Source organism: Pseudomonas sp. LF-5 (genome assembly GCF_037626295.1).
Lineage (GTDB): Bacteria > Pseudomonadota > Gammaproteobacteria > Pseudomonadales > Pseudomonadaceae > Aquipseudomonas > Aquipseudomonas monsensis.
On record NZ_JARKMT010000004.1, the window covers coordinates 264,510 to 291,079 of the forward strand.

At 60.0% G+C, this 26,570-nt stretch carries 30 protein-coding genes; 16 read left to right on the forward strand and 14 right to left on the reverse strand.

The genetic code is table 11. The features are described from left to right. Positions 1-29 precede the first annotated feature (29 nt). Together PseuLF5_RS16005 and PseuLF5_RS16010 are read left to right on the forward strand one after the other, a co-directional pair. Positions 30-323, forward strand: coding sequence for a hypothetical protein (locus PseuLF5_RS16005; protein ID WP_007955656.1), 294 nt, complete (start codon positions 30-32; stop codon positions 321-323). A 149-nt stretch (positions 324-472) separates the two neighbouring features. Beyond that, positions 473-1,444, forward strand: a complete 972-nt coding sequence (locus PseuLF5_RS16010; RefSeq protein WP_123466563.1) for a L,D-transpeptidase family protein — start codon at positions 473-475, stop codon at positions 1,442-1,444. A gap of 124 nt (positions 1,445-1,568) precedes the next feature. Here PseuLF5_RS16010 and oprI read toward each other — a convergent pair whose 3' ends face one another. Next, a complete protein-coding gene (gene oprI, locus PseuLF5_RS16015; protein WP_025113130.1) occupies positions 1,569-1,820 on the reverse strand; it encodes an outer membrane lipoprotei OprI in 252 nt (83 codons plus the stop codon). A 640-nt stretch (positions 1,821-2,460) separates the two neighbouring features. On the opposite strand from oprI, the gene PseuLF5_RS16020 reads away from it, so the two are divergent. Beyond that, the gene (locus tag PseuLF5_RS16020) at positions 2,461-2,742 is read left to right on the forward strand and encodes a GNAT family N-acetyltransferase (protein ID WP_003226804.1); all 282 of its coding nucleotides are present in this window, start codon (positions 2,461-2,463) and stop codon (positions 2,740-2,742) included. Between the two features lie 61 nt (positions 2,743-2,803). On the opposite strand, the gene PseuLF5_RS16025 is transcribed toward PseuLF5_RS16020, so the two are convergent. Both PseuLF5_RS16025 and PseuLF5_RS16030 read right to left on the reverse strand, forming a co-directional pair. Then, on the reverse strand, positions 2,804-3,880 hold the full coding sequence (locus tag PseuLF5_RS16025) for a 3-deoxy-7-phosphoheptulonate synthase (RefSeq protein WP_102900377.1): 1,077 nt from the start codon (positions 3,878-3,880) through the stop codon (positions 2,804-2,806). Between the two features lie 142 nt (positions 3,881-4,022). Then, positions 4,023-4,466 (reverse strand): PilZ domain-containing protein, encoded by a 444-nt coding sequence (locus PseuLF5_RS16030; protein WP_123466561.1) that lies wholly within the window; start codon positions 4,464-4,466, stop codon positions 4,023-4,025. Between PseuLF5_RS16030 and PseuLF5_RS16035 the strand changes: the two genes are divergently transcribed. The 5 genes from PseuLF5_RS16035 to cysB all read left to right on the forward strand — a co-directional run bounded on the left by PseuLF5_RS16035 (position 4,465) and on the right by cysB (position 8,429). Continuing rightward, on the forward strand, positions 4,465-4,851 hold the full coding sequence (locus PseuLF5_RS16035) for a thioredoxin family protein (RefSeq protein ID WP_186746471.1): 387 nt from the start codon (positions 4,465-4,467) through the stop codon (positions 4,849-4,851). The genes PseuLF5_RS16030 and PseuLF5_RS16035 overlap by 2 nt on opposite strands. Further along, on the forward strand, positions 4,848-5,804 hold the full coding sequence (locus PseuLF5_RS16040; RefSeq protein ID WP_340133987.1) for a putative 2-dehydropantoate 2-reductase: 957 nt from the start codon (positions 4,848-4,850) through the stop codon (positions 5,802-5,804). The genes PseuLF5_RS16035 and PseuLF5_RS16040 overlap by 4 nt, the downstream gene beginning before the upstream one ends. Positions 5,805-5,835: 31 nt before the next feature. Continuing rightward, on the forward strand, positions 5,836-6,741 hold the full coding sequence (locus PseuLF5_RS16045; RefSeq protein WP_123466556.1) for a 5'-nucleotidase: 906 nt from the start codon (positions 5,836-5,838) through the stop codon (positions 6,739-6,741). Positions 6,742-6,838: 97 nt separating this feature from the next. Further along, positions 6,839-7,342 (forward strand): universal stress protein, encoded by a 504-nt coding sequence (locus PseuLF5_RS16050; RefSeq protein ID WP_123466554.1) that lies wholly within the window; start codon positions 6,839-6,841, stop codon positions 7,340-7,342. Positions 7,343-7,454: 112 nt separating this feature from the next. Next, positions 7,455-8,429 (forward strand): HTH-type transcriptional regulator CysB, encoded by a 975-nt coding sequence (gene cysB / locus PseuLF5_RS16055; protein ID WP_007908591.1) that lies wholly within the window; start codon positions 7,455-7,457, stop codon positions 8,427-8,429. A 9-nt stretch (positions 8,430-8,438) separates the two neighbouring features. Here the strand turns inward: cysB and PseuLF5_RS16060 are convergent, their stop codons facing one another. Continuing rightward, complete coding sequence (locus PseuLF5_RS16060) at positions 8,439-8,921, reverse strand: GreA/GreB family elongation factor (RefSeq protein ID WP_128615999.1); 483 nt, start codon at positions 8,919-8,921, stop codon at positions 8,439-8,441. Between the two features lie 2 nt (positions 8,922-8,923). Then, on the reverse strand, positions 8,924-9,331 hold the full coding sequence (locus tag PseuLF5_RS16065) for a hypothetical protein (RefSeq protein WP_267804489.1): 408 nt from the start codon (positions 9,329-9,331) through the stop codon (positions 8,924-8,926). Positions 9,332-9,455: 124 nt separating this feature from the next. Between PseuLF5_RS16065 and earP the strand changes: the two genes are divergently transcribed. Continuing rightward, positions 9,456-10,598 (forward strand): elongation factor P maturation arginine rhamnosyltransferase EarP, encoded by a 1,143-nt coding sequence (gene earP, locus PseuLF5_RS16070; RefSeq protein ID WP_340133990.1) that lies wholly within the window; start codon positions 9,456-9,458, stop codon positions 10,596-10,598. Between the two features lie 48 nt (positions 10,599-10,646). Further along, positions 10,647-11,216, forward strand: coding sequence for an elongation factor P (locus PseuLF5_RS16075; RefSeq protein WP_123466546.1), 570 nt, complete (start codon positions 10,647-10,649; stop codon positions 11,214-11,216). Positions 11,217-11,335: 119 nt separating this feature from the next. On the opposite strand, the gene PseuLF5_RS16080 is transcribed toward PseuLF5_RS16075, so the two are convergent. From PseuLF5_RS16080 to PseuLF5_RS16090, 3 genes are all read right to left on the reverse strand, one after another. Then, the gene (locus PseuLF5_RS16080) at positions 11,336-11,755 is read right to left on the reverse strand and encodes an organic hydroperoxide resistance protein (protein WP_340133991.1); all 420 of its coding nucleotides are present in this window, start codon (positions 11,753-11,755) and stop codon (positions 11,336-11,338) included. A gap of 319 nt (positions 11,756-12,074) precedes the next feature. Then, positions 12,075-12,530 (reverse strand): MarR family winged helix-turn-helix transcriptional regulator, encoded by a 456-nt coding sequence (locus PseuLF5_RS16085; RefSeq protein ID WP_186746483.1) that lies wholly within the window; start codon positions 12,528-12,530, stop codon positions 12,075-12,077. Positions 12,531-12,602: 72 nt separating this feature from the next. Beyond that, positions 12,603-13,559 (reverse strand): LysR family transcriptional regulator, encoded by a 957-nt coding sequence (locus PseuLF5_RS16090; RefSeq protein ID WP_186746462.1) that lies wholly within the window; start codon positions 13,557-13,559, stop codon positions 12,603-12,605. A gap of 110 nt (positions 13,560-13,669) precedes the next feature. Between PseuLF5_RS16090 and PseuLF5_RS16095 the strand changes: the two genes are divergently transcribed. Next, entirely contained in the window at positions 13,670-14,419 is a 750-nt protein-coding gene (locus PseuLF5_RS16095; RefSeq protein WP_222832354.1) for a sulfite exporter TauE/SafE family protein, read from the forward strand. Here PseuLF5_RS16095 and PseuLF5_RS16100 read toward each other — a convergent pair. Further along, positions 14,409-15,263, reverse strand: coding sequence for a LysR substrate-binding domain-containing protein (locus tag PseuLF5_RS16100; protein ID WP_177490677.1), 855 nt, complete (start codon positions 15,261-15,263; stop codon positions 14,409-14,411). The two genes, PseuLF5_RS16095 and PseuLF5_RS16100, sit on opposite strands and share 11 nt — an antisense overlap. 96 nt (positions 15,264-15,359) lie before the next feature. Between PseuLF5_RS16100 and PseuLF5_RS16105 the strand changes: the two genes are divergently transcribed. Both PseuLF5_RS16105 and PseuLF5_RS16110 read left to right on the forward strand, forming a co-directional pair. Then, complete coding sequence (locus PseuLF5_RS16105; RefSeq protein WP_123466535.1) at positions 15,360-15,581, forward strand: DUF1127 domain-containing protein; 222 nt, start codon at positions 15,360-15,362, stop codon at positions 15,579-15,581. A 64-nt stretch (positions 15,582-15,645) separates the two neighbouring features. Further along, positions 15,646-16,872: a winged helix-turn-helix domain-containing protein gene (locus tag PseuLF5_RS16110; RefSeq protein WP_340133993.1), complete on the forward strand. Its 1,227-nt coding sequence runs from the start codon at positions 15,646-15,648 to the stop codon at positions 16,870-16,872. A 117-nt stretch (positions 16,873-16,989) separates the two neighbouring features. On the opposite strand, the gene PseuLF5_RS16115 is transcribed toward PseuLF5_RS16110, so the two are convergent. Then, positions 16,990-18,336: a class II 3-deoxy-7-phosphoheptulonate synthase gene (locus PseuLF5_RS16115; protein WP_322375698.1), complete on the reverse strand. Its 1,347-nt coding sequence runs from the start codon at positions 18,334-18,336 to the stop codon at positions 16,990-16,992. 151 nt (positions 18,337-18,487) lie between these two features. Here PseuLF5_RS16115 and PseuLF5_RS16120 point away from each other — a divergent pair, with 151 nt between their 5' ends. Then, positions 18,488-19,243: a spermidine synthase gene (locus tag PseuLF5_RS16120; protein ID WP_186746456.1), complete on the forward strand. Its 756-nt coding sequence runs from the start codon at positions 18,488-18,490 to the stop codon at positions 19,241-19,243. 130 nt (positions 19,244-19,373) lie between these two features. Here the strand turns inward: PseuLF5_RS16120 and PseuLF5_RS16125 are convergent, their stop codons facing one another. After that, positions 19,374-20,165, reverse strand: coding sequence for a crotonase/enoyl-CoA hydratase family protein (locus tag PseuLF5_RS16125; RefSeq protein ID WP_123466527.1), 792 nt, complete (start codon positions 20,163-20,165; stop codon positions 19,374-19,376). 421 nt (positions 20,166-20,586) lie between these two features. Between PseuLF5_RS16125 and PseuLF5_RS16130 the strand changes: the two genes are divergently transcribed. Continuing rightward, positions 20,587-22,260 (forward strand): DEAD/DEAH box helicase, encoded by a 1,674-nt coding sequence (locus tag PseuLF5_RS16130; protein WP_007964821.1) that lies wholly within the window; start codon positions 20,587-20,589, stop codon positions 22,258-22,260. A gap of 117 nt (positions 22,261-22,377) precedes the next feature. Here PseuLF5_RS16130 and PseuLF5_RS16135 read toward each other — a convergent pair whose 3' ends face one another. Then, positions 22,378-23,145, reverse strand: coding sequence for a DODA-type extradiol aromatic ring-opening family dioxygenase (locus PseuLF5_RS16135; protein WP_340133994.1), 768 nt, complete (start codon positions 23,143-23,145; stop codon positions 22,378-22,380). A 103-nt stretch (positions 23,146-23,248) separates the two neighbouring features. Between PseuLF5_RS16135 and PseuLF5_RS16140 the strand changes: the two genes are divergently transcribed. Continuing rightward, the gene (locus PseuLF5_RS16140) at positions 23,249-23,905 is read left to right on the forward strand and encodes a thiopurine S-methyltransferase (RefSeq protein ID WP_267804492.1); all 657 of its coding nucleotides are present in this window, start codon (positions 23,249-23,251) and stop codon (positions 23,903-23,905) included. 194 nt (positions 23,906-24,099) lie between these two features. On the opposite strand, the gene htpX is transcribed toward PseuLF5_RS16140, so the two are convergent. Together htpX and PseuLF5_RS16150 are read right to left on the reverse strand one after the other, a co-directional pair. Beyond that, positions 24,100-24,987 carry a protease HtpX gene (gene htpX / locus PseuLF5_RS16145; protein WP_123466521.1) on the reverse strand — a complete coding sequence of 296 codons (888 nt, stop codon included), beginning with the start codon at positions 24,985-24,987 and terminating at the stop codon, positions 24,100-24,102. A gap of 304 nt (positions 24,988-25,291) precedes the next feature. Continuing rightward, positions 25,292-26,503, reverse strand: coding sequence for a pyridoxal phosphate-dependent aminotransferase (locus tag PseuLF5_RS16150; protein ID WP_123466519.1), 1,212 nt, complete (start codon positions 26,501-26,503; stop codon positions 25,292-25,294). Between the last annotated feature and the right edge of the window lie 67 nt (positions 26,504-26,570).

Below are 26,570 nucleotides of genomic sequence, written 5' to 3' on the forward strand. Positions count from 1 at the left end.
ATGTGGCGCCCCCTTATTTGGAGCCCCCAATGCCGCGTTCTGCCTGGTCCCTGTTTGCCTACCAACTGATCGAGCCTGACGAACAGCTGGATCTGTTCGCCTGCCAGGAAGTGCGGGTGCATCTGGTGACCCGTCAGCTGGAACTCGGCGGCTCGGCGGATCGCACCTTGTGCGGCAGTCTGCTGCCGGCGCAACCACGCTGGTCGAGCGTGGATCGCCGGGTGTTCCAGGATCAGCGCCTGTGTTCGTTGTGCCGGGCAATTCTGGAATCGCAGAAGCGCGGCACCTCACCGATCTGGCCCGAGTTGCGTTTCGAACTCTAAGCTGCCCGGCGAGGCGTCCGGTGCGGGAGCGGGCTTGCTCCCATCCAAAGCACCTTGTCGCCTGCTGCGGGGTGGTCTCCCCGAATTCCCAAGGTGCGGTGTACAATCGCGCACTTATACCCTTGATGATCATGCGAAGGATTTTCCGGATGTTGCCGCGCTTTCCTGCCGTCACCCGCTGCCTGTCACTTGCCGCCCTGTGTGTGGCCGGTCCCGTTGCTGCATTGGAGTTTCCCCTGCCACCCCCCGGTGAAGACATCATCGGTCAGGTCCAGGTGATCAAAGCCAAGTACGAAGACACCTTCGCTGACCTGGGAACCAAATACGATCTGGGTTATTCGGAAATGGTCGCGGCCAACCCGGGCGTCGATGCGTGGTTGCCGGGAGCCGGTACCGAAATCGTCCTGCCGACGCGCTTCATCCTGCCGCCGGGGCCGCGCGAGGGCATCGTGATCAACCTCGCCGAATACCGCCTCTATTACTACCCGAAAGGCCGCAACGTGGTGTACACCTTCCCGTTGGGTATCGGTCGTGAAGGCTGGGGTTCGCCAATCGCGCACACCTCTATCACTGCGAAGACGCCGAACCCGACCTGGACGCCTCCGGCCTCGATCAAGGCCGAGCACGCCGCTGACGGCGATCCGTTGCCGAACGTGGTGCCGGCCGGCCCGGATAACCCGCTGGGACCGTTCAAGTTCACCCTCGGCACGCCGGGCTACCTGATCCACGGTTCGAACAAGAAGTTCGGTATCGGCATGCGTACCAGTCACGGCTGCTTCCGCATGTTCAACAACAACGTGCTGGAGATGGCCAGCATGGTGCCGGTCGGTACTTCGGTACGCATCCTCAACGATGCCTACAAGTTCGGTCGCAGTGGCGGCAAGGTCTACCTGGAAGCGCACACGCCGATCGACGACAAGGGCAACCCGTCGGTGGTCGACAAGCACACCGCGGTGATCAACGCGATGCTCAAGCGTGACGACATCACCAACAACCTGCGTATGAACTGGGATGTGGTGCGTGATGTGGTCGCGGCTGAAGATGGCTTGCCAACCGAGATCGGCACGCCGAATACCTCGGCGCCGATTGTCTCGAGCGCGCCGATCGACCTGCAGCAGTAAGGTCTGGTCCGAACCCGTCGATGCGTCAGGCGTCGACGGGTTTTTTATTGCCCGGACGAAAGTGCGGGCAATAAAAAAGCCGACCCAAAAAATGGGTCGGCTTGATAACAATCCCGAGGGATTATTACTTGCGGCTAGCTTTGTCCAGCATACGCAGAGCACGCTCGTTAGCTTCGTCAGCAGTCTGTTGTGCTTTTTGAGCAGCAGCCAGAGCTTCATCAGCTTTACGGTATGCTTCGTCTGCACGAGCCTGGGCGCGAGCAGCTGCGTCTTCAGTAGCGGTCAGACGTGCTTCGGTTTCTTTCGATGCGCTGCTGCAACCGGTAGCCAGAACTGCGGCCAGAGCCAGAGCAGAGAATTTCAGAACGTTGTTCATCGTGTTCCCCTTCAAGGACTTTCAAATTAAGTGGCTGTCTCCTCACGATTGAGGAAATAGCCGGCGTACATAGTACCCATTACTTGTAGTAAGTAAACTGACGTAGCGCAAGAAGCAAAAAAAATTGTAGGCGTTGATTCTTTTTCGAGCAACTTTTAACAGGTTGTATAAAAAATACCCAGCTGCAAGCCCCGCGCCGAGCGAGTTAATGAGAAAAAGTTCCCTTGGCCGCGTGCTGTTTTCGCAGTCTTGGCTAAAGTCTGACTAGATGACTTCGTCTACACTTTTGTTTCGGTTTTGCGTGCTGCTTCGCTTATCTTTGTCCATGTTGAGGTGACTTTAAAAAAGGCGCTGCGTCTTAAGTCTCAACATCCGGCAATGTTCAGGTGCATCGATCGGGAAGAGGGTCTCCCGCACGATCCCTGCGTCCAACGGAGCAACCCCCCGTCAACCACCCGTGATGACGAGTGCACCTTGAGCATTTTTGCCAATGGTGCCTACTATTTATCAGGTGCTCGGTTGCGCGAGATCGGTGTGGCTCTTCTCGGTGTCCATCAGGCACGGGGTGGCGTAGTTGTTCCTTCGCCGGAAAAACATCGGTAAGGTAGGGGTCAGAATCCAAGACCCGCGAGGAGTAGTGATGAGCGAGGCGTTGTCCATCCACCATGACCAGGCTGGTCATCAGTTCGAGACCAATGTGGACGGTCATCGTGCCTACCTGACATACATGGATCTGGGGAAACAGACCCTGGATATCTATCGCACGTTCGTGCCCAATGCCTTGCGTGGTCGTGGCATTGCCGCAGCGCTGACGGAAAGCGCGCTGCAGTACGCCGAAGAAATGGGCTACACGGTGATTCCGTCGTGCTCCTACGTCGAGCGCTACATGGAACGTCATCAGCGCCGCGCCGCGAAGATCTAATCGAACACACACAAAAACGCCGGGCAATGCCCGGCGTTTTTTTATGCCTGCGAAACCTGGATCAGCTGCGCTGACGTTTCGGCAACACGTCCTTGAGCTTGGCGTGCATGCTGCGCAGGGTGTTCTCGGTGGCGGACCAGTCGATGCAGGCATCGGTGATCGACACGCCGTATTGCAGGTCGGCGAGGTCTTTTGGAATCGCCTGGCAACCCCAGTTCAGGTGACTCTCGACCATCAGGCCGATGATCGACTGGTTGCCTTCGAGGATCTGGTTGGCGACGTTTTCCATCACCAGTGGCTGCAAGGCCGGATCCTTGTTGGAGTTGGCGTGGCTGCAATCGACCATGATGTTCGGCTTGATCTTCGCCTTGTCCAGTGCCTGCTCGCACAGGGCGACGCTGACCGAATCGTAGTTCGGCTTGCCGTTACCACCGCGCAGCACCACGTGACCGTAGGCGTTGCCCTTGGTGGTGACGATCGACACGCCACCTTCCTGGTTGATGCCGAGGAAGCGGTGCGGGCTGGACACCGACTGCAGCGCGTTGATCGCCACGGTCAGGCCGCCATCGGTGCCGTTCTTGAAGCCAACGGCCGAAGACAGGCCGGAAGCCATTTCACGGTGGGTCTGGGATTCGGTGGTGCGCGCGCCGATGGCCGACCAGCTGATCAGGTCCTGCAGGTACTGCGGGGAGATCGGGTCGAGGGCTTCGGTGGCGGTCGGCAGGCCTTTTTCGGCCAGATCCAGCAACAGCTGGCGACCGATATGCAGACCGTCCTGAATCTTGAACGAGTCGTCGAGGTACGGATCGTTGATCAGACCTTTCCAGCCGACGGTGGTGCGCGGCTTCTCGAAGTACACCCGCATGACCAGATACAGGGTGTCGGAGACTTCCTCCGCCAGCACCTTGAGGCGATCGGCGTATTCGTGGGCGGCCTTGATGTCGTGGATCGAACACGGGCCGATCACTACGAACAGACGGTGATCGGTGCCATCAAGAATGTTGCGAATGACTTCGCGGCCCTTGGTGACGGTGCGCAGGGCAGCGTCGCTCAGAGGAATATCACGCTTGAGCTGATCGGGAGTGATCAGGGTCTCGTTAGAGGCGACGTTTAGGTCGTTGATCGGTAAATCAGCCATCGTTTACTCGTCAGGTCACGGGTGCCGGCCGCCAGCGATCCCCGCGCGGCGGAGCACAGCAGATTTAAGCGCGTCGGGGAGCGGAACCTTAGCGCGTCAGACGCTGCTCGACAATGGGCACGTAACGCTTTAGAAAACTGCGTCAGTCCGGCACAGGCTGGGCGAAAGCCTTGCGCACGCTGTCGTGGGAGAACTCGTCGGCATGCTGTTCGACCCATTGCAGGGCCAGTGCCTGAATATCCTGCAGATCTTCGTGGGCGTCGTTCATGCGGCAGAAACGCTCGATCTGACACACTTGCTCACCCATTCTTGCGCTGAACAGCGTCTGTTCGTCAGTGAAGGCGATCCCCACCAGATAACCTTTTTTGCGCCGCAGACACCACGCCACGTAGCCCGGATAGCAGATATCGGCATTGAGCGTCGGCATGCGCACTTGCAGCGCCGTGCCGTGGCGCCAGGCGCGGTGGTAATTGCAAGCGATGCCGCCGAGGCTGATAGTGTGCAGCTGTTGCCTGGAAATACACTCAGGCTTGAGCAAGGTTAATTCAACCGGCACCTCGTCCGGATGAGGAATGAAACGTCCCATGAGCACAGACTCCCTGTGTCGGCCATTTGACATTGTTTCCCCCAGTATAGTGGTCGAATCCGAGCTGACCGATTTCGACGCCGACCAGCGGCTGCTGGCAATGAGCGGCGTTTCCCTGGTGATTTTCACCAGTGTCGGCTGTGCCAGTTGCCGTTTCGCCCGCGAAGTGTTGCCGGGAATGGCGCTGGCGGTGGATCGCTTGTGCTGGATCGATGCCGGCGCCAACGGCGGGTTGGTCGAGCGTTATCAGGTCTTTCATTTGCCGGCGTTGTTTGTGGTGCGCGACGGCGAGTTCTTTGGAGCATTGCATACGCGCCTGACGGCCGATGCTCTCAACGGGGCATTGGTGCAGGCACTGGGTCGAATTGCAGAGGAGTTGCCATGATGGGGGCAGTGAACAAACCGGTGGTGGGGATTATCGGTACCGGTGCGATTGGCGGTTTCTACGGTGTGATGCTGGCGCGGGCCGGCTTCGATGTGCACTTTCTGTTGCGCAGCGAGTTCTCGGCGGTGGCCGAGCGCGGCTTGCAGGTGAACAGTGCGGTGCATGGTCCGCTGACGTTGCATCCGGCGCAGGCCTATGCGGCGGCCGAAGACATGCCCCAGTGCGACTGGCTGCTGGTCGGCGCCAAGACCACCAGCAATGCCGGTCTGGCACCGTCGATCATTCAGGCGGCGAAGCCTGACGCGAAGGTGCTGGTGCTGCAAAACGGCCTCGACGTCGAAGACAGTTTGCGTGAGCTATTGCCCGAGTCCCTGCATCTGCTGGGCGGGCTGTGCCTGATCTGCGTGCATCGCGAGGGGCCGGGGCAGATCACGCATCAGGCCCTGGGCGCGGTCAACGTCGGTTATCACAGCGGTCCGGCGCTGGAGAATGCCGCACGCATGGCGCTGGTCGAGGAGGGCTCCGGCCTGTTCCGTGCGGCGGGCATCGAGTCGCAAGCGATGCCCGATCTGCATCAGGCGCGCTGGCAGAAGCTGGTGTGGAATATTCCCTACAACGGTCTGTCGGTGCTGCTCGGCGCCGGCACCGCACCGCTGATGGCCGATGCCGGCAGTCGCGTGCTGATTCAGGCATTGATGGCCGAAGTGGTGCAGGGCGCCAAGGCCTGTGGCCACGACATGCCGCCGGGTTACGCCGACTACCTGTTCACGATGACCGAGAAAATGCCTGACTACTGGCCGAGCATGCACCACGACTTTGTGCACAAACGTCCGCTGGAGCTTGAGGCGATCTACGCCCGGCCACTGGCGGCGGCCAAAGCGGCGGGTCTCGAACTGCCGCGTATCGACGCGCTGTATCGCAGTCTTTGTTTTATCGACCGACGTAACGTTTAGGTCGATTTTTGTGTAAGGGGTGGGGGAAGGCATGGCCAAGAACATCGATGACAAACTGGTGCTGGCGATCTCGTCGCGGGCCCTGTTCGACCTGAGCGAAAGCCACAAGGTTTACCTGTCGAGCGGCGTTGAAGCCTATCGGCAGTATCAGATCGAACACGAAGACGAAATCCTCGCGCCGGGCGATGCCTTCCCGCTGGTGGAAAAGCTCCTGAGCCTCAACAGTCGCCTCGGCCGCGCGCGGGTCGAGGTGATTCTGGTGTCGCGCAACAGCGCCGACACCGGCTTGCGGGTGTTCAACTCGATTCACCATTACGGCCTGGCCATTTCCCGCGCAGCTTTCGTCGGCGGACGTAGCCCTTATCCGTACCTGAAGGCCTTCGGTTGCGACCTGTTTCTCTCCACTCACGCCGAGGACGTGCGCGCAGCGCTGGATGCCGGGTTCGCGGCGGCGACGATTCTGTCCGGCGGCGCCAGCCGTGCGGCGAGCGACGAATTGCGCATCGCGTTCGATGGTGACGCGGTGATTTTTTCCGACGAGTCGGAGCGCGTCTATCAGTCTGGTGGGCTGGAAGCGTTTCAGGCCAAGGAGCGTGAGTCGGCGCGTGAGCCTTTGCGCGGCGGACCGTTCAAAGGCTTTCTCGCTGCGCTCAATCTGTTGCAGCGCGAGTTTCCCGACGACGCGTGTCCGATTCGCACGGCGCTGGTCACCGCGCGTTCGGCGCCGGCCCATGAGCGCGTCATCCGCACCTTGCGCGAATGGGATATCCGTCTCGATGAATCACTGTTTCTCGGCGGCCTGACCAAATCGGCGTTTCTCGAAGCGTTTGCCGCCGATGTGTTTTTCGACGATCAGACCGGTCACTGCGAACTGGCCCGTGAAGTGGTCGCCACGGGCCACGTGCCCCATGGCATCAGCAACGAACCGCCGGTCTAAAGCCCTGTGGTTCAAGACGTTGCGTCGCCCGTCGTAGTCGCCAAGGCACTGCTAAGCTGAATCAAATCTCCGCCATGTTGGCACGCGAGGAGGTCATATGATTCGTTCGATGCTGTATGCCACTGACCTCGGTCTGTACGCACCGTTAGTGATGCAGCATGCCCTGGCGCTGGCGCGAACGTTCAATGCCGACCTGTATGTGGTGCATGCCGTGGAGCCGATGGGGCTGTTCGCCGAATCGGTGTTGCAGAGTTATCTCGACGAGCAGGCACTGAACGAATTCCACAGTCAGGGTCTGAAAACCGTCATCGCCAGTATCGAGCAGCGCGTGCTGGAAAGTTTTCGCGAAGAACTGGGTGAAGAGGGCGAGCAGGATCTGCAGCGCATTTGTGCCGTGCGTGTGCTGCAGGGCGATCCGTCGCAGGTGATTCTGGACCAGGTGCAGAAACTCTCCGTCGATTTGCTGATCGTAGGAAGTCACAGCCACGGGGTGGGCGCAGAAACGCCATTGGGGCGCACGGCGGCCCGGGTCCTGCAATTGGCCAAGGTGCCGGTGTATCTGGTGCCCTTGGTGGAGCGTCGGCGGCGGGAGGATCGCTGAGCAGGAATAATGGTCTTTTGATAAAAAAGTTCTAGATTTATTCTTCAAACCATTAATATAGTTATATACCAACGCTGATGCCCGTGGCGTCTACCTGCTTTGAGGGATTCATATGAAGCTTCAACAATTGCGCTACATCTGGGAAGTGGCGCACCACGACCTCAACGTTTCCGCTACAGCCCAAAGCCTTTACACCTCGCAACCGGGCATCAGTAAACAAATCCGCTTGCTGGAAGACGAACTCGGCGTCGAAGTGTTTGCCCGCAGCGGCAAACACCTGACTCGCGTCACGCCGGCCGGCGAGCGCATCATCACCACTGCCGGTGAGATTCTGCGCAAGGTCGAAAGCATCAAACAGATTGCCCAGGAATTCTCCAACGAGAAAAAGGGCACCCTGTCGATTGCCACCACGCACACTCAGGCGCGTTATGCGCTGCCGCCGGTGATCAGCAATTTCATCAAGCAATACCCGGACGTGGCGCTGCACATGCACCAGGGTTCGCCGATGCAGATCGCCGAGATGGCCGCTGACGGCACCGTCGATTTCGCTATTGCCACCGAGGCGCTGGAATTGTTCGGCGATCTGGTAATGATGCCGTGCTACCGCTGGAACCGTTGCGTGGTCGTGCCGCAGGGCCACCCGTTGACCAAACTGCCGAAACTGACGCTTGAAGCGCTGGCCGAATACCCGATCGTGACTTACGTGTTCGGGTTTACCGGCCGTTCGAAACTCGACGAAGCCTTCAGCCATCGTGGCCTGACGCCGAAAGTGGTGTTCACCGCCGCCGACGCCGACGTGATCAAAACCTACGTGCGTCTGGGCCTGGGCGTGGGCATCGTGGCGAAGATGGCGGTCGACACCAAACTCGACAACGACCTGGTAGTGCTGGATGCCAGCGAGCTGTTCGAGTCGAGCATCACCAAGATCGGTTTCCGTCGCGGCACCTTCCTGCGCGGCTTCATGTGCGATTTCATCGAGAAGTTCGCGCCGCACCTGACCCGCGAAGTGATGGCCAAGGCCATTCAGTGTCACAACAAGCAGGAACTGGAAGAGCTGTTCGACGGCGTCGAACTGCCGGTTCACTAAGCGGTTGTCCTACAGCACCTCGGTGACAGCGAACTGTTGCCGGGTGCCCGCCACCAGAATCTCCACCTCATCGCCCTCGAATTTGCCCAGCAGGCTGTTGCCCAGCGGCGAGCGCGGGGTGATGACGGTAATCGGCTGACCCACCACATCGACTTTCAGGCCCGCCGCATCCGGCGCCAGAAACAGCCATTGTTCGCGACCCTTTTCGTCCTCCAGACCGAGCAGGGAGCCGACCTCGATGCCACGGCTTTCGTCGTAGGCACGCAACGTCAGGTTCTGGCACAGCGCCAGTGACTGGCGAATTTCCTCGACCCGTTTCGCCTGACCTGCTGCCAGATACGACGCTTCCAGTCCGAGGGTGTCGTACTTGTTTTCGGCGATGTTTTCCTCGTGGGTCGCGGTTTCGTAAGCGGTTTGCGCGGCGCGCTCGGCGATGTCGAGGTCAACGCGCAGTTTGTCGAGAATCAGTTGGTGGACGATGTGTTTGTTCATGATCAATCGCAGAATTGCAAAACATTGGCGCGGCTCTTTTCGCTCGGCGCGGTCTGGTCCTGTTGCAGCCAGAACTGGCATTTAGGATTTGACTGGTTGCGCGTGTTACCGCGTGCCTGATCCAGTCGCGCCTGTTGTTCGTTCTTGCGCAGATTCTCTTCGTACTGCTCGAACAGCCGGCTTTGCGGTGGACTCTCCGGTTGGACCTGGACGGCCGGCGGATTGGCCAGTTGCTGTACCGCCTGGGCGACCGGCGCCAATTGTTCCTTGAACAGCACAGGCGCGAGCAGCCAGCAGGTCAGCGCAATGGCCAGGAACCCTAGCCACATGCCCAAGGCAATACTGCCGGTCAGGCGCAGCGCGCTAAGCTGGACAGGCAAGGGGCGACGCGGATTGGGGCGATAGGGCATGGCTGCCTCCTGGCGGATGGTTGCGGGCAAGTGGCGATTGTCGCACGAAGATTAATCGCCGTCGGCTCTTCTGCGCGAGGTCATTTATGCGGACAATCGCGGCTTTTGCCAACGGGAGTCTTGAATGTCGGATCTGAAAACCCGCTGGGATATTTTTTGCACCGTGGTCGACAACTATGGCGACATCGGCGTGACCTGGCGTCTGGCCCGGCAACTGGTGGCCGAGCATTCACTGACGGTGCGCTTGTGGGTCGATGATCTGCGTGCCTTCGAGCGTATGTGCCCCGAGATCAATATCCATGTCGCGCAGCAATGGCAAGAGGGCGTCGAGGTGTGCCACTGGCCGAGCGAGTGGACACAGGCGCAAGCCGCAGACGTGGTGATCGCCGCGTTTGCCTGTCAGTTGCCGCCTGCGTACATGGATGCAATGGCCGAGCGCCAACAGCCGCCGCTGTGGATGAACCTCGATTACCTCAGCGCCGAAGACTGGGTCGTCGGTTGTCATGGTTTGCCCTCTGTGAAATACAAATCGGTGCAGAAGTTTTTCTTCTTCCCCGGGTTTCAGCCGGGCACCGGTGGCTTGCTGCGTGAACGCGGTTTGCTTGAGCGGCGTCGGCAATTTCAACAGGACGCCGCTGCGCAGCGGCAATTCCTCGACAGTCTGGGGGTCGTTCGCGCACCGGGCGCACAACTGATTTCATTGTTTGCCTACGAGAACACCGGTCTCGCCAGCTGGCTGGATGTGCTGGCCGCCGATGACGAACCCACCCACCTGCTGGTGCCGGAAGGGCGAATTCTCGGTGATGTTGCGCACTGGCTCGGGGTCGATTCGCTGGCTGTCGGCGACCTCAACGTGCGTCAGGCGTTGACGGTGCAGGTGCTGCCGTTCGTCCGTCAGGATCAATACGATCACCTGCTCTGGTGCTGCGATTTCAACGCGGTGCGGGGTGAAGACTCGTTCGTGCGGGCGCAGTGGGCGGGGCGGCCAATGCTCTGGCACATCTATCAGCAGGACGAAGACATCCATCTGGACAAGCTCGACGCGTTCCTCGCGCTGTATACGAAAGGGCTTTCACCGGCCGCCGCTGAGGCGATGAACGGTCTGTGGCGGGCGTGGAGTGCCGGACAGCCGATTGGCGATCACTGGCTCAACGCCCGCAAACATTGGCCAGAACTGCAGGAAAACGCCGAAGTGTGGTGTCTGGAACAAGGCTTGCAGGCCGATCTTGCCGCAGCGCTGGTAAGGTTTTACCTAAATTGGATATGATACGCGGCCTAGATTTTTGTAAATCCCATCCAAATTCGGATATTCGCAATGAAAACTGGTAAAGAACTCAAACCCGGTACCGTGATCCGTATCGACAACGATCCTTGGCTGGTTCAGAAAGCTGAATTCACCAAGTCGGGCCGTAACAGCGCGATCATGAAGACCAAGCTGAAGAACCTGCTGACCGGTTACAAGACCGAAACCGTTTACGGTGCGGACGACAAACTGGACGACGTGATCCTGGATCGCAAAGAAGCCACCCTGTCTTTCATCAGCGGTGACTCCTACACGTTCATGGACACCACCGACTACACCATGTACGAGCTGAACGCTGAAGACATCGAAGCTGTTCTGCCATTCGTGGAAGAAGGCATGACCGACGTTTGCGAAGCCGTGTTCTTCGAAGAGCGTCTGGTTTCCGTAGAACTGCCGACCACCATCGTGCGTCAGGTTGACTACACCGAAGGTTCCGCTCGCGGTGACACTTCCGGCAAGGTGATGAAGCCTGCCAAACTGAAGAACGGTACCGAGCTGTCGGTTGCTGACTTCATCGAAATCGGTGACATGATCGAGATCGATACCCGCGAAGGCGGTTCCTACAAAGGCCGTGCCAAATAAGCATCGCTTTTCGTGGAAAGAAAAAGCCCGACCATTGAGTCGGGCTTTTTTGTGCCTGCGATTTGAGTTTCACACAATCCCCTGTGGGCGAAGGCCGACATTGGGATTTGCGTATGGCTTCAGACGGTGGTGTGCAGACGTACGTCAACGTTGCCACGGGTAGCGTTGGAGTACGGGCAGACCTGATGCGCCGCTTCGACCAGGCTCTGTGCATCGGCCTGTTCCAGACCCGGAAGGCTGATGTGCAGGTCGATGTCCAGACCGAAACCGCCCGGAATCTGGCCGATACCAACGTGTGCGGTGATCGAGGCGTCGTCAGGGATCTTGTGTTTGGTCTGGCTGGCGACGAATTTCAGTGCGCCGATGAAGCAGGCCGAGTAGCCGGCAGCGAACAGTTGCTCAGGGTTGGTCGCAGCACCGCCGGCACCGCCGAGTTCTTTCGGGGTGGCGAGTTTGACGTCGAGGATGTTGTCGCTGGAGATCGCACGACCATCACGGCCGCCGGTGGAGGTTGCGATTGCGGTGTAGAGCGTTTGCATGGTGTGAGCCTCGTTGAGTGTATTTGTGCGCTAATTGTTTGCGCGCTAACTAAGTGCGAAGTGAATGTAGCTCGCTAATGTTTAGTGCGCAAGATATTCTTTTGAGAAATGTTCGCTTCGACGCTAAAGCACGCGCCCGGTTATCCTGGAAAGCGCTGTTTAGACGGGTTGGCGGGGAAGTCAGGCGTGAAAAAATATTTTTCAGACAACGAAATCACAGGTAGGAGCGAGCCTGCGCGCGATAGCGGTGTAACAGTCAGTACGATGGCGCTACCGATATCGCGAGCAGGCTCACTCCTACAGTGGAACTAATGGCGGGTCAGATCAGGCTGTCCTGCAGATGGCTACGCAGTGCCTGTAACTCCGCTTGCAGCTTCTGCAGGCGTTCCAGGGTGAAGCCGCTGGCGCCCAGGATGCATTGCGGAATGGTTTGCGCCTTGTCGCGCAGCGCACGACCCTGTTCCGTCAGTTCGACGATCACCACGCGCTCATCTTCGCGACTGCGTGTGCGGCTGAGCAAGCCTTCGCTTTCCAGGCGCTTGAGCAATGGCGTCAGCGAGCCCGGATCGGTCAGTAGTCGAGCGCTGATTTCTCCGACGGTCAAACCATCCTTCTCCCACAGCACCATCATCGCCAGGTACTGCGGATAGGTCAGGTTCAAGACCTGCAACAGCGGCTTGTAAACCTTGGTCATCATCAGCGAAGTGGAGTGCAGGGCGAAGCAGGCCTGGTTATCCAGCAGCAGGTCCTCGCAGGTATCGCGTTCGGAAGTCATGTCAAAGCCTTGTTCGAGAATGGTCATGAATCTAGCGCCCGAACCTTTAATGCGCCAGATAATTTTCCCGTCCTAGTGCCGGCCCAGCTCGCGCTGCAGCGCCAGATCCCAGGGCGGCACCGGGCTAAACCGCGTTTTGAGGTATTCCAGCAGCAAACGGCTGCGCGAATGGGTTTGCTGTTCCATGCGTAATGCGTAGATACCGGTGGATTCCGGTTCCGGCAGACCGTGTTCGCAGAACAGCGGCAACAACTCACCGCGCAGCAGGTATTCGCTCGCCAGCCAGGTCGGCAGGTGTGCAACGCCCAATCCGGCCAGAGCACCACACACCAGCGCTTCGGCATTGTTGGCACTCATGCGGATGCGACCCGGCCGATGCAGTTGCATCTGGCCGTCCTGCTCGAAGCGCCAGGCGAAAGGCGGGGCGAGGCCGTCCCAGTCGAGGCCGTCGTGTTCGGATAACTGCGCCGGAGCACTCGGTAAGCCTCGGCGCTTGAGATAGTCCGGGCTGGCACAGGCGATGCGCACAATACTCGCCAGCGGGGTGGCGACCAGTCGGGTGTCAGCCAACTGCCCGGCGCGCAACACCAGATCGACCTTGCCCAGATTCGATCCGGCCATATCGACAAAGCTGTCGATCAGGTGCAATTGCACATCCAGCCCCGGGTAGAGGACGAGAAAGTCGGCAATCACTGGCGCCAGATGCCGTCGTCCGAAGGCTGCCGGCGCGTCAATACGGATCAGGCCTTCCGGCGCGCTGCTCAGGGACACGGCCTCGGCCCGGGCCAGTTGCAACTCGGCAATGATGCGCCGCGCCCGTTCGGCGAACGCCAGACCCGCGGGGGTGGCGAGCACGGCGTGGGTGCTGCGGATGAATAATTGGCTGCCGACTGCACTTTCCAGGCTGTCGATACGCCGCGCGACCGCCGATGGTGTCAGCGGATGGCGCCGCGAGGCGGCGGAAAAGCTCCCGCTTTCCAGTACATCGAGAAACAGTCCGAGCTGCTCGGTCAATTGGTTGGGGTTCATGAAAAAGCTACGCCTGTGCGAAATCTGCATAGCCATTGTGCGTCGCTGTGCGTTTCCCCGCCAGCCGTGACTGCGTAGGATGATTCGCCTGACGTAAGAGGAATTCGCCTGTGATGGAGTTTTTGTTGTACCTGTTGTTCGGTGCCGCCCTCGGTACGCTCGGTGGCATCTTCGGCATTGGTGGCGGCTTGATCGCGATCCCGCTGCTGGGCGTGTGGTTCGGCCTTGATCAGCAGATCGCTCAGGGCACCGCATTGGTCATGGTGGTGCCGAATGTGATGCTGGCGTTGTGGCGCTATCACCAGCGCAATCGCATCGAACTGCGTCATGCGGTGCCGTTGGCGGTCATGGGCTTTTGCTTTGCCTGGCTCGGCTCGATCTGGGCGGTGGGTATTGACGCGCAAACCATGCGCATCGGTTTTGTCGCATTTCTTGTGGTGCTGTCGGCCTATAACCTGCTGAAGATGTTCGGCAAGCGTCCGGCGGCGACGTCCGAAATGCGTTATTCCTGGCCTTGGCTCGGCGTGCTGGGAGCGGCCTCCGGGACCATGGGCGGTTTGTTCGGTGTCGGCGGGGCAGTGGTGGCGACGCCCGTGCTGACCAGCCTGTTCGGCACCACTCAGGTGGTTGCTCAGGGTTTGTCGCTGGCCCTGGCATTGCCGAGCACCGGGGTCACGCTGGTGACGTACGCGGTGCATCATGAAGTGGACTGGATGATCGGCTTGCCGCTGGCCATCGGGGGGCTGGCCAGCATCAGTTGGGGGGTGAAGGTCGCCCACGCGATGCCGGAAAAGCTCTTGCGCGGGCTGTTTTGCGGTTTTCTGGTGCTGTGTGCGGTGATGCTCGCGTTTAAAGTTTGAAGCCTTCGACGATGTGCTCGGCCAGGCACTCGGTGATCGGCGACGGATTGTTCAGGTTGCGGATCAGCATGATGCTTGCCTCCGGTAACAGTGGCAGATCTTCGTTGGCGCCGAGAATGCGCATGTCCGGAGTGATCAGGCTTTCCAGCTGCGCGGTGATCGCCAGGCCGGCGCTCACCACCGCCATCAGCGCCGACAGGCTGGTGCTGTTATAGGCGATGCGGTATTCGCGGCCCATCGCGTCCAGCGCGTTGCAGGCCCACAAACGGCAAAAACAGTCACTGTTGAACATCGCCAGCGGCAACGGCGTCTGTTCGTGGGCACTGAAGTTCTGTGCCTCGGCCCAGACAAAACGCTCCTTGCGCAACAACTGGCCAATCTCGTTGCCCGGCTCGCGAGTCACGATCGACAAGTCGAGATCGGTGCGCTGCAGCAGCTGTCGGGTCGATTCGCAATGCACTTCGATCTGGATCAGCGGATAGAACTGCGCAAACCGCGAGAGGATCCCCGGCAGAAAACGCATCACGTAATCATCCGGCGTGCCGATGCGCACCGTGCCGACCATGTGCGGCTCGCGCAATGTGTTGAACACTTCGCTGTGCAACTTGAGGATGCGCCGCGCATACCCGAGCAAGACCTGGCCCTCGGCAGTCAGGCGCACCTGGCGACCATCACGCTCGAACAACTGGCGCTGCAACACGTCTTCTTCCAGACGCTTCATCTGCATGCTCACCGCCGACTGTGTGCGGTTGACCATTTCGCCGGCGCGGGTGAAACCGCCCTGATCGGCAATCGCGACAAAGGTGCGCAGAACATCGGTATCAATACTGGGGTAGGCCGACAATTGATGAATCTCCGTGATGCATGCCATCAGAAACATTCGTTGGATTGATCTTAGCGTCGGCGCGAGACTTGAGCCATCCACAAGGAGGGCAACACGATGAAAGGTCAAAGAGAGTATGTAGACGAAACAAAGTTTTCCGGCCACGGCCATATCGTTTCCGACCTGCTGCACAAGTTTAGCCGCTGGTACGAACTTCACCGCGAACGCGAGTTGCTCGCCAGTCTGAGTGATGAAGCGTTGAAAGACATCGGCGTCAGTCGGGCCGACGTCGAGCACGAAGCGGTGCGGCCGTTCTGGGACGATCCGATGCATAAATGATCAGGCACTTACTACACAAACCCCTTTCCGGTGAGGTAGGTTGCGAGCAGACAAGGAGATGTTCATGCCCGCGACGCTGTCCTTTTCCCTCAAACAGGCGCGACGACTGGCGCTGGCTGCCCAAGGGTTCAACGGGCGCCAGCCGCCGACCGTCAAGGCGCCACACCTCAATCGTCTGATCGAACGGCTGGGTCTGCTGCAGATCGACTCCGTCAACGCCGTGGTGCGCTCGCACTACCTGCCTTTGTTTTCCCGTCTCGGTTGCTATTCCTCTGATTTGCTCGACCAGGCTGCCTGGAGTCCGGGTAAACGTCGCACGCTGTTCGAATACTGGGGCCATGAAGCATCGTTGCTGCCGCTGGCGATGTATCCGCTGATGGGCTGGCGGATGCAGCGCGCCAAACGTGGTGAGGACATCTATCAGCAACTGGCAACGTTCGGACGTGAACAACAGGAGACGATTCGCCGGGTCCTGGCCTCGGTCGAGGAGCGGGGCGCATTGGGCGCCGGCAGTTTGTCGACCCGCGAAGACAAGGCCGGGCCCTGGTGGGACTGGAGTGCGGAAAAGCATGCACTGGAATGGTTGTTCGCCGCCGGCGAGGTCACCGTGGCCGGCCGCCGGGGTTTTGAGCGTTTGTATGATCTGCCGGAGCGGGTCATCCCGTTGTCGATTCTGCAGCAGCCACTGCCGGATGAAGCCGAAGCGCAGCGCGGTTTGCTGCTGCACGCGGCTCAGGCATTGGGCGTGGGGACGGAAAAGGATCTGCGCGATTATTTCCGCTTGAGCCCGGGGGACGCCCGGCCGCGTCTGGCGGAACTGGTCGAGGACGGGCAGTTGCAGACCTGCGAAGTCGCCGGTTGGCGACAGATCGCCTATTGCCTGCCGGAGCCGAAAGTGCCGCGCAAAGTCGTCGCCAGTGCGCTGTTGTCGCCGTTCGATTCATTGATCTGGGAGCGCAGTCGCACCGAGCGGTTGTTCGATTTCCGCTATCGCCTGGAGATCTACACGCCGCAGCACAAACGGGTCTACGGCTATTACGTGCTGCCCTTTTTGCACAACGAGCGCATTGCCGCGCGGGTCGATCTGCGCGCCGAGCGGGCGACGGGACGCTTGGCGGTGCATGCGCTGCACGAGGAGGAACCGGGGCTGGAGGATGAGGGGATGCTGGCGCTGGCTTTGAATTTGCGGCGCATGGCGGTTTGGTTGGGGCTGGAGCGGGTGCAGCTTAATTGTCAGCGTGAGAGTGCAGGGCGTTTGCGGGTGGCATTGGCGCAGATCGGCGGTGACTGAACTGGCCTCTTCGCGAGCAAGCTCGCTCCCACAGTGGATTTGTGAACGACACAGATCCACTGTGGGAGCGAGCTTGCTCGCGAATGCGGCCTCTCAGGCGCTAGATACCTGACTGATTCAGCGCCGGACTTGTTTCAACGTTTCGGCAATTAAAAACGCCAGTTCCAGCGACTGATCGGCATTCATCCGTGGATCGCAGTGGGTGTGATAACGGTCCGACAACCCATCTTCAGTGATCGGCCGCGCACCACCGATGCACTCGGTCACATTCTGCCCGGTCATCTCGATGTGAATCCCGCCGGCATAACTGCCTTCGGCTTCGTGCACCTGGAAGAACTGCTTCACCTCGCCAAGGATCTGCGCGAAGTCGCGGGTCTTGTAGCCGCTGCTCGCCTTGATCGTGTTGCCGTGCATCGGGTCGGAACTCCACAGCACCTGCTTGCCCTCACGCTGTACGGCGCGAATCAGCGCCGGCAGGTGATCGCCGACCTTGTTCGCGCCCATGCGAGCGATCAGGTTCAGGCGGCCCGGGTCGTTGTCCGGGTTGAGCACGTCGATCAGGCGGATCAGGTCGTCCGGGTTCATGCTCGGGCCGACTTTCACTCCGATCGGGTTGTGCACCCCGCGCAGGAATTCGACATGGGCGCCGTCGAGCTGACGGGTGCGGTCGCCGATCCACAGCATGTGCGCCGAGCAATCGTAGTAATCGTTGGTCAGGCTGTCGCGACGCACGAAGGCTTCTTCGTAGTTCAGCAGCAGCGCCTCATGGGCAGTGAAAAAACTGGTTTCGCGCAGTTGCGGCGAGCTGTCCATGCCGCAGGCGCGCATGAACGCCAGGGTTTCATCAATGCGATCGGCAAGGTGGCTGTACTTTTCGGCGAGTGCCGAGTTGGCGATGAAGTCCAGGTTCCACTTGTGCACCTGATGCAGGTCGGCAAACCCACCCTGGGCGAAGGCGCGCAACAGGTTCAGGGTGGCGGTGGACTGGTGATAGGACTGCAGCAGGCGCTCCGGATCCGGCACGCGGCTCTTTTCGTCGAAGCCGATGCCGTTGACGATGTCGCCGCGGTAGGCCGGCAGGGTCACACCGTCGAGGGTTTCATCGTTGGCGGAGCGCGGCTTGGCGAACTGACCGGCCATGCGCCCGACCTTGACCACCGGGCAACCGGCGGCGAAGGTCATGACGATCGCCATTTGCAACAACACTTTAAAAGTGTCGCGAATCTTCGCCGCAGAGAACTCGGCAAAGCTTTCCGCGCAATCGCCGCCCTGCAGCAGGAACGCCCGGCCCTGGGTTACTTCGGCAAACTGCCGGCGCAGCTCGCGCGCTTCGCCGGCAAACACCAGCGGCGGGTAGCTGGCCAGGGTCTGCTCGACCTGACGCAGATGCGCGGCGTCGGGGTATTGGGGTTGTTGCTGGATCGGCAGGGCACGCCAGCTGTCAGGGCTCCACGGTTGGCTCATCACGGTCTCGAGTTTTCTACGCACGGAAGGGCATGGTATCAGCAAATTAGTGCGTGACCTGTTCCCGCCCCATCGCCGACAATCGCCGCTTTGCCACGGCACCATAGCGGTGCCATCGCGTCACCGCGCCCGGTGACCATCAGGAGACGAAATGACTGAGGAGCGCGTCGAGCATCTGCTCGCCGAAGTACAGGATGAGTTCGGCGTGATTCGCGTGCTGGAAGTGGCTGATTACCGCTTTCTGGAGTTCGGTGATGCCATCGAGCAAAGCTGCGTGTTTACCGCCGATCCGAGCTGGCTGGAATACGACTACACCCGGGCGATGCTGATTGGCGCGCTGTGCCACGAGCAACCGGAGAGCGCGCTGTTCCTCGGCCTCGGTGCCGGCACGCTGACCCAGGCCTGCCTCAAGTTCCTGCCGCTGGAGGACGTCGAAGCCATCGAACTGCGCCCGGACGTACCGCGTCTGGCGATCGAATACCTCGGGCTGGACGACGATCCGCGGCTGTACATTCGTGTTGGCGATGCGCTGGAGTTGTTGCCGACGGCCGAGCCTGCAGATCTGATTTTCGTCGATCTGTATACCGATGTCGGTCCTGGCGTCGGGCATCTGGCCTGGAGTTTCCTCGGTGACTGTCAGAAACGCCTGAATCCGGGTGGCTGGCTGGTGATCAACCAGTGGGCCACCGATGACGGCAAACCGCTGGGCGCCGCGCTGTTGCGCGGGCTCTATCACCGGCATTACTGGGAACTGCCGGTGAAGGAGGGCAATGTGATTCTGATTGTGCCGGCGGACCTCGATCAGGCGCTGGACATGCAGGCGCTGACTGCGCGGGCTGCAGCCCTGGCGCCGAAGTTGGGGTATTCGTTGCAGTCGTTGATCAATGCGATTCGCCCGGCGACCTGAGTTGTCAGTGATGGCCCCTTCGCGAGCAAGCTCGCTCCCACAGGGTTAGCGTCGTTCACAAAATCCGTGAACGACCTGGTCACTGTGGGAGCGAGCTTGCTCGCGAAGGGGCCTCAAGACCACCACAGATTCATATTCCTTTGAATATGCCGGGTCGCCGCTCCACCAGCGACCGTACTCCCTCTTTGGCATCTTCACTGGCCAGCAACTTCTTCACCAGCGCCGGCAACCCTTGCGCCGCCGCTGTCTCACCTTCATAGCGCGCCTGCCGTGCCGACATCAACGTCGCCTGCACCCCCAGCGGTGCCTGCCGGGCAATCCGTTCGGCCAGTTCAATCGCTCGCGGCAACAAGTCTTCGCTGGCCATCACTTCCTGCACCAATCCCAGGCGCAGGGCATCGTGGGCATCGAACTCATCGCCGGTCAGCAGCCAGCGCATGGCATTGCCCCAGCCGGCGACCTGATGAAAACGTAACGTCGCGCCACCAAAAGGAAAAATCCCACGCTGCACTTCCATTTGCGCGAAGCGGGTATTGCTCGCGCAGAGGTTGATGTCCGCCGCCAGCATCAGCTCGATGCCGATGGTCAGGCAATAACCCTGCGCGGCGACAATCACCGGTTTGCTGACCCGTGGTCCGACGAAAACACCCCACGGGTCGCAACCGCCGGTCGGAACCTGCCAGCCTTCGGCCAGTGCGGCACTGGCGTTGACCAGATCCAGGCCGGCGGTAAAGTGCTCGCCGTGACCGAACACCACGGCCACCCGTGCTTCGTTGTCGGCCTCGAACTCGCCGTAGGCCAGGCTCAGTTCGTTGAGCAGGTCGAGGTCGAAGGCGTTGCGTTTGGCGGCTCGATCCAGGCCGATCAGGTGGACATGACCACGACGTTCACGGCTGACGCGGCCGGCGCAGGGCTGATTCATGGCTAAATCCTCGGACGGGAAGGGCGGGTGCAGCGACGGTATGTCGCAGCTCGGTGAATCGTTTAAGCGTCATCGCCCGCAGGGCCGGGCCCTTGAAAAATAGACCTTCGCCCGATTATCCGCAAAACCCCGTTACACGGCGGTGACACACGGATTCAGGCAATAAAAAAAGCTCCCTTTTTGGGCAAATTCCGGTATAGTGCGCGCCGGCCTTTAACCGGGCCGCGTTTAGGTAGCGCAATTCCCCGAAGTCAGCTTCGGCTGCACGTCCGCACTGCGGGCTCTTCCTTGACGATTCTTTTTCATTCATACGTTTTCGCAAATCCCCGCCGACAAAGCTGCCAGGGCGACTCTTGAGTCTCAACACGGCATGTGCAGCTTTGGAGCATGGGTCTTTGCGGATGCACTTAGAGGCAGACCCATGACCCAGGAAATCGGCGGCTTCGCCGCTCTTGAACTTCATCCTAATATTGTCGCTGCAGTAGTCGCTACCGGCTATGAAGAGCCTTCGGCCATTCAGCAGCAGTCGATCCCGATCATCCTCGCCGGTCACGATATGATTGGTCAGGCGCAAACCGGTACCGGTAAAACCGCTGCCTTTGCCCTGCCTATCCTGCACCGCATTGATCCGTCCAAGCGCGAGCCGCAAGCTCTGATCCTGGCCCCAACTCGTGAGTTGGCGCTACAAGTTGCAACCGCTTTCGAAACCTACGCCAAGCAAATGCCGGGCGTAACTGTTGTGGCTGTCTACGGCGGCGCGCCGATGGGCCCACAATTGAAAGCAATCCGTAATGGCGCACAGATCGTTGTCGCCACGCCGGGCCGTCTGTGCGACCACCTGCGTCGCGACGAAAAAGTCCTCGCTACCGTGAACCACCTGGTTCTGGACGAAGCAGACGAAATGCTCAAACTCGGTTTCATGGACGACCTGGAAGTGATCTTCAAGGCCATGCCGGAAACCCGTCAGACCGTATTGTTCTCGGCGACCCTGCCGCAGTCGATCCGTGCCATCGCCGAGCGTCACCTGCGCGATCCGAAGCACGTGAAGATCCAGAGCAAGACCCAGACCGTTACCGCGATCGAACAGGCTCACCTGTTGGTTCACGCTGACCAGAAGACCTCTGCCGTTCTCAGCTTGCTGGAAGTGGAAGACTTCGACGCTCTGATCATGTTCGTGCGCACCAAGCAAGCGACCCTGGACCTGGCCAGTGCCCTCGACGCCAAAGGCTACAAAGCCGCGGCGCTGAACGGTGACATCGCCCAGAACCAGCGTGAGCGCGTGATCGACTCGCTCAAGGATGGCCGTCTGGACATCGTTGTCGCGACCGACGTTGCTGCCCGTGGTCTGGACGTTCCGCGCATCACTCACGTGTTCAACGTGGACATGCCGTACGACCCGGAATCCTACGTGCACCGTATCGGCCGTACCGGCCGTGCCGGTCGCGAAGGTCGTGCGCTGCTGCTGGTGACTCCACGTGAGCGCCGCATGCTGCAAGTGATCGAGCGTGTCACCGGTCAGAAGGTGGCTGAAGTTCGCCTGCCGGACGCTCAAGCCGTTCTCGATGCACGCATCAAGAAACTGACCAACAGCCTGTCGCCGCTGGTCGCTGATGCCGAATCGACTCACGGTGAGCTGCTGGATCGTCTGACCGCTGACATCGGTTGCACCCCGCGTGCACTGGCTGCAGCCCTGCTGCGCAAGGCTACCAACGGTCAGGCGCTGAACCTGGCAGCGATCGAGAAGGAACGTCCACTGGTGCCGAACAACGCACCGCGTGGCGACCGTCCTGAGCGTTCCGGTGACCGTCCTGATCGTGGTGATCGCGAGCGTCGCGCGCCAATGCCTCTGGGCGAAGGCCGTGCCCGTTGCCGTACCGCGCTGGGTGCGCGTGACGGTATCGCCGCCAAGAACCTGCTGGGCGCCATCCTCAACGAAGGCGGTCTGGCCCGTGAAGCGATCGGTCGCATCCAGGTGCGTGACAGCTTCAGCCTCGTCGAGCTGCCGGAAGATGGTCTGGACAAACTCCTGACCAAGCTGAAGGACACTCGCGTTGCTGGCAAGCAGTTGAAGCTGCGTCGCTATCGCGAAGATTGATCCGCCCTTGGACTGATTGATCGAACAAAAAAATCCCCGACTGGTTCGGGGATTTTTTTTGCCTGCTGCCCGGGTTTCACACAAAACCCTGTGGGAGCTGGCTTGCCAGCGATGACGTCAGCCGAAGCTATAGATATCCATCCCCAGCGCACCCATCGTGAATCCCTGATGCGCCACACTGAATTCACCCCCCGCGCCCCGGGCGAAATACAACGGCAACAAATGCTCATCACTCGGATGGCTGCGCACCGCATTCGGTGCTTGCTGACGGTAGTCTTGCAGCGCCGCCTCATCATTTGCCGCCAGCTTGTCGATCATCCAGTCGCGAAAATCCCGTGCCCATGGCGCGACGCTCTCCGGACCCGCATGCCAATCCAGTTCCCGCAGATTATGGGTGATGCTCCCGGACCCGATCAGCAAAATTCCCTGATCACGCAGCCCTGCCAGCGCACGGCCGACACGGGTTTGCAGTGCCGGACCACCACGAGTTGGTAGTGAAACCTGCACCACCGGGATATCCGCCTGCGGGTACATCAGCGACAACGGCACCCACACGCCGTGATCGAACGGCCGTTGCGGGTCGAGGCGTGCAGGCAGATGCGCGGCGTTCAGCAGTTTGGTGACTTCGGTCGCCAGTTGCGGATCGCCCGGTGCCGGGTACTGCACTTCAAACAGCGCCCGAGGAAAGCCGCCGAAGTCGTGCCAGGTTTCGGGCTGTGGATGACTGCTGACCAGCAATTCGTCGCTCTCCCAATGGGCAGAGACGATCACGATGGCTTTGGGACGGGGCAGCTCGGCGGCCAGTCGGGCCAGTGCCGGACCGCTGGCGCCGGGCTCGAGAGCGAGCATGGGCGAACCATGGGAAATAAACAGGCTGGGAAACATGGAGGGATTCCTGAGCGTTAAGATGAGCCATCTTCGGTCAGTACATTGATCTAAATCTAATATAAGTTTTAACGCGTTTTGATCGGTTTTTTGGGAGTGATGCATGCAGCCTGAGTTTTGGCACAAAAAGTGGGCGTCGAATCAGATCGGCTTTCATCTGTCGGAGGTGAATCCGTATTTGCAACGGCACTGGCCGGAACTGTCGATCCCGGCAACGGCGCGGGTGCTTGTGCCTCTGTGCGGGAAAAGTCTGGATCTGGCGTGGCTGGCCGGGCGCGGTCATCAGGTGCTGGGGGTCGAACTGTCGGAAAAGGCCATTGAGGACTTTTTCAACGAGCACCAGATACAGCCACAGATCAGCGAGAAGGGCGCATTCAAGGTCTATCGCAGTGATGCCATCGAGTTGTGGTGCGGCGATTTCTTTGCGCTGACGGCGAGCGATGTGGCGGATTGTGTGGCCTTTTACGACCGCGCCGCGCTGATTGCCTTGCCCGCGCCGATGCGTGAGCGCTATGCGGCGCATCTTCAGCAGATCCTGCCGCAGGGTGTGCAAGGGGTGTTGATTACGCTGGATTACGATCAGGCGCAGATACCGGGTCCGCCATTTGCGGTGGGGGATGATGAGGTAAAGCGGTTGCTCGGGGATCTCTGGCAGGTGCAGGCGCTGGAAGAGCGGGATGTGCTGGGCGAGAGCTGGAAGTTTCTGCAGGCAGGCGTGACGCGGCTGGAGGAGCGGGTTTACCGGGTTTCTGGCCGATAGGTTTTTTATTGGCAGGGCCGGCCTCATCGCTGGCAAGCCAGCCCCCACAGTGATCCGTGTTGTATCAGAGATCCAGATAACAGCACAAAATCCTGTGGGTGCTGGCTTGCCAGCGATGGGGCCAGAACAGGCAATCCATTATCCCGAGCACAAAAAAGGCCCGCATCGCTGCGGGCCTTTTCGTTACAGATTGATCAACCGCGACGACGCAGCGCGTCGATACGCTCTTCCAGCGGCGGGTGGCTCATGAACATACGGGCAAAGCCCTGTTTGATGCCACCGTTGATGCCAAAGGCGTTCAGGGTGTCCGGCATGTGCACCGGCAGGCCCTGTTCGGCGCGCAGGCGTTGCAGGGCGCCGATCATGGCGTTGGTGCCGGCCAGGCGTGCACCGGCTTCGTCGGCACGGAATTCGCGTTTGCGCGAGAACCACATGACGATCGCGCTGGCGAGAATGCCCAGCACCAGTTCGGCGAAGATGGTCGCCACGTAGTAGGCGATGCCCTGGCCTTCTTCGTTTTTGAAGATCACCTTGTCGACGAAGTTACCGATAATCCGTGCGAAGAACATCACGAAAGTGTTCACCACGCCCTGAATCAGTGCCAGGGTAACCATGTCACCGTTGGCCACATGACCGATTTCGTGGGCCAGCACCGCTTTCACCTCGTCGGGCGAAAAGCGCTCCAGCAGACCCTGGCTGACCGCGACCAGCGCGTCGTTCTTGTTCCAGCCGGTGGCGAAGGCGTTTGCTTCGTAGGCCGGGAAGATACCGACTTCGGGCATCTTGATCCCGGCTTCGCGGGACAGTTGCTCCACCGTTTGCAGCAGCCATTGCTCATGCCGGGTACGTGGCTGGCTGATGATCTGGGTGCCGGTGCTCATTTTCGCCATCCACTTGGAGATGAACAGCGAGAACAGGGAGCCGGCGAAACCAAAGACCGCACAGAAAACCAGCAGCTGACTAAGGTCGAGATCAACCCCGTTGGCCGCCATGAACCCGTTGAAGCCGAACAGGCTCAGGGTGATGCTGGCTATCAGCACGACCGCCAGGTTAGTGGCCAAAAACAGCAGGATGCGCATCATGGTTATAGAAATCTCCTCAAGCTAAAGATGTAGCGTACTGCGGGGTATATAAGGTGCTGCACCGGGCTATTCAACCGAGTGACTATTTCAAACTGTGTCCTACAGCCAATTCCCCGGTATGAAGGACAATTCTCACCGCCAATATCGAAACGGATAACGCGCGGCAGCGACCCGTCGCCATTACGCCAAGTGCGGATGAGCTGTTCGAATCGCAAGTGTAGAAGGGCTGTGGAAGTGCGGTTCACAGAAGTGTTGCTGAATCAGACAGTGCGCAACGTTCGGGCCGTTGCGCACTGCTGGCCAGTTACTGGCGGTACGACTTGAGGAAGTTGCCGATGCGGCCGATGGCCATTTCCAGATCATCGACGCGGGGCAGGGTGACGACACGGAAGTGATCCGGCCACGGCCAGTTGAACGCCGTGCCTTGCACCACCAGCAGCTTTTCCGAAAGCAGCAGGTCGAGGACGAATTTTTCGTCGTTGTGGATCGGGCAGACCTTCGGGTCGATTTTCGGGAACGCGTACAGCGCGCCCATCGGCTTGACGCAGCTCACCCCCGGAATGTCGTTGAGCAACTCCCAGGTGCGATTGCGTTGTTCCAGCAGGCGACCCTGCGGCAACACCAGGTCGTTGATGCTCTGGTAGCCGCCCAAGGCGGTCTGGATGGCGTGCTGACTCGGTACGTTGGCGCACAGGCGCATGTTGGCGAGCATGTCGATGCCTTCGATGTAGCTCTGGGCGTTGTGCTTCGGTCCGGAAATGGCGATCCAGCCGGAGCGGAAACCGGCCACGCGATAGGACTTGGACAGGCCGTTGAAGGTCAGGCACAGCAGGTCGGGCGCCAGCGAAGCGGTGCAGATGTGCACGGCGTCGTCGTACAGGATCTTGTCGTAGATTTCGTCGGAGAACACCACCAGGTTGTGTGCCCGGGCAATTTCCAGCATGCCTAGCAGGACTTCCTTCGAATACACCGCACCGGTCGGGTTGTTCGGGTTGATGATCACCATCGCTTTGGTGTTCGGGGTGATCTTGGCCTTGATGTCGGCCAGGTCCGGGAACCAGCCGGCGCCTTCGTCGCACAGGTAATGCACGGCGTTGCCACCGGCAAGGCTCACGGCAGCGGTCCACAGCGGATAGTCCGGGGCCGGCACCAGCACTTCGTCACCGTTGTTGAGCAATGCCTGCAACGACATCACGATCAGCTCGGAAACACCGTTGCCCAGGTAGATGTCTTCGATGCCGACACCTTCGACCTGCTTCTGCTGGTAGTACTGCATCACGGCCTTGCGCGCGCTGAACAGGCCTTTGGAGTCGCTGTAGCCTTGCGCGGTCGGCAGGTTGCGGATCACATCCTGAAGGATTTCGTCCGGCGCTTCGAAACCAAATGGCGCCGGGTTGCCGATGTTCAGCTTGAGGATGCGCTGGCCTTCCTCCTCCAGTCGTTTGGCGTGCTTGAGCACCGGGCCGCGAATGTCGTAGCAGACGTTGGCGAGCTTGTTCGATTTGCTGAACTGCATGGCGATGTGATCCCGAAAATGAACGATCCAGACGGCGAATGGACAACCGTACTGGGATTCCTGCGTC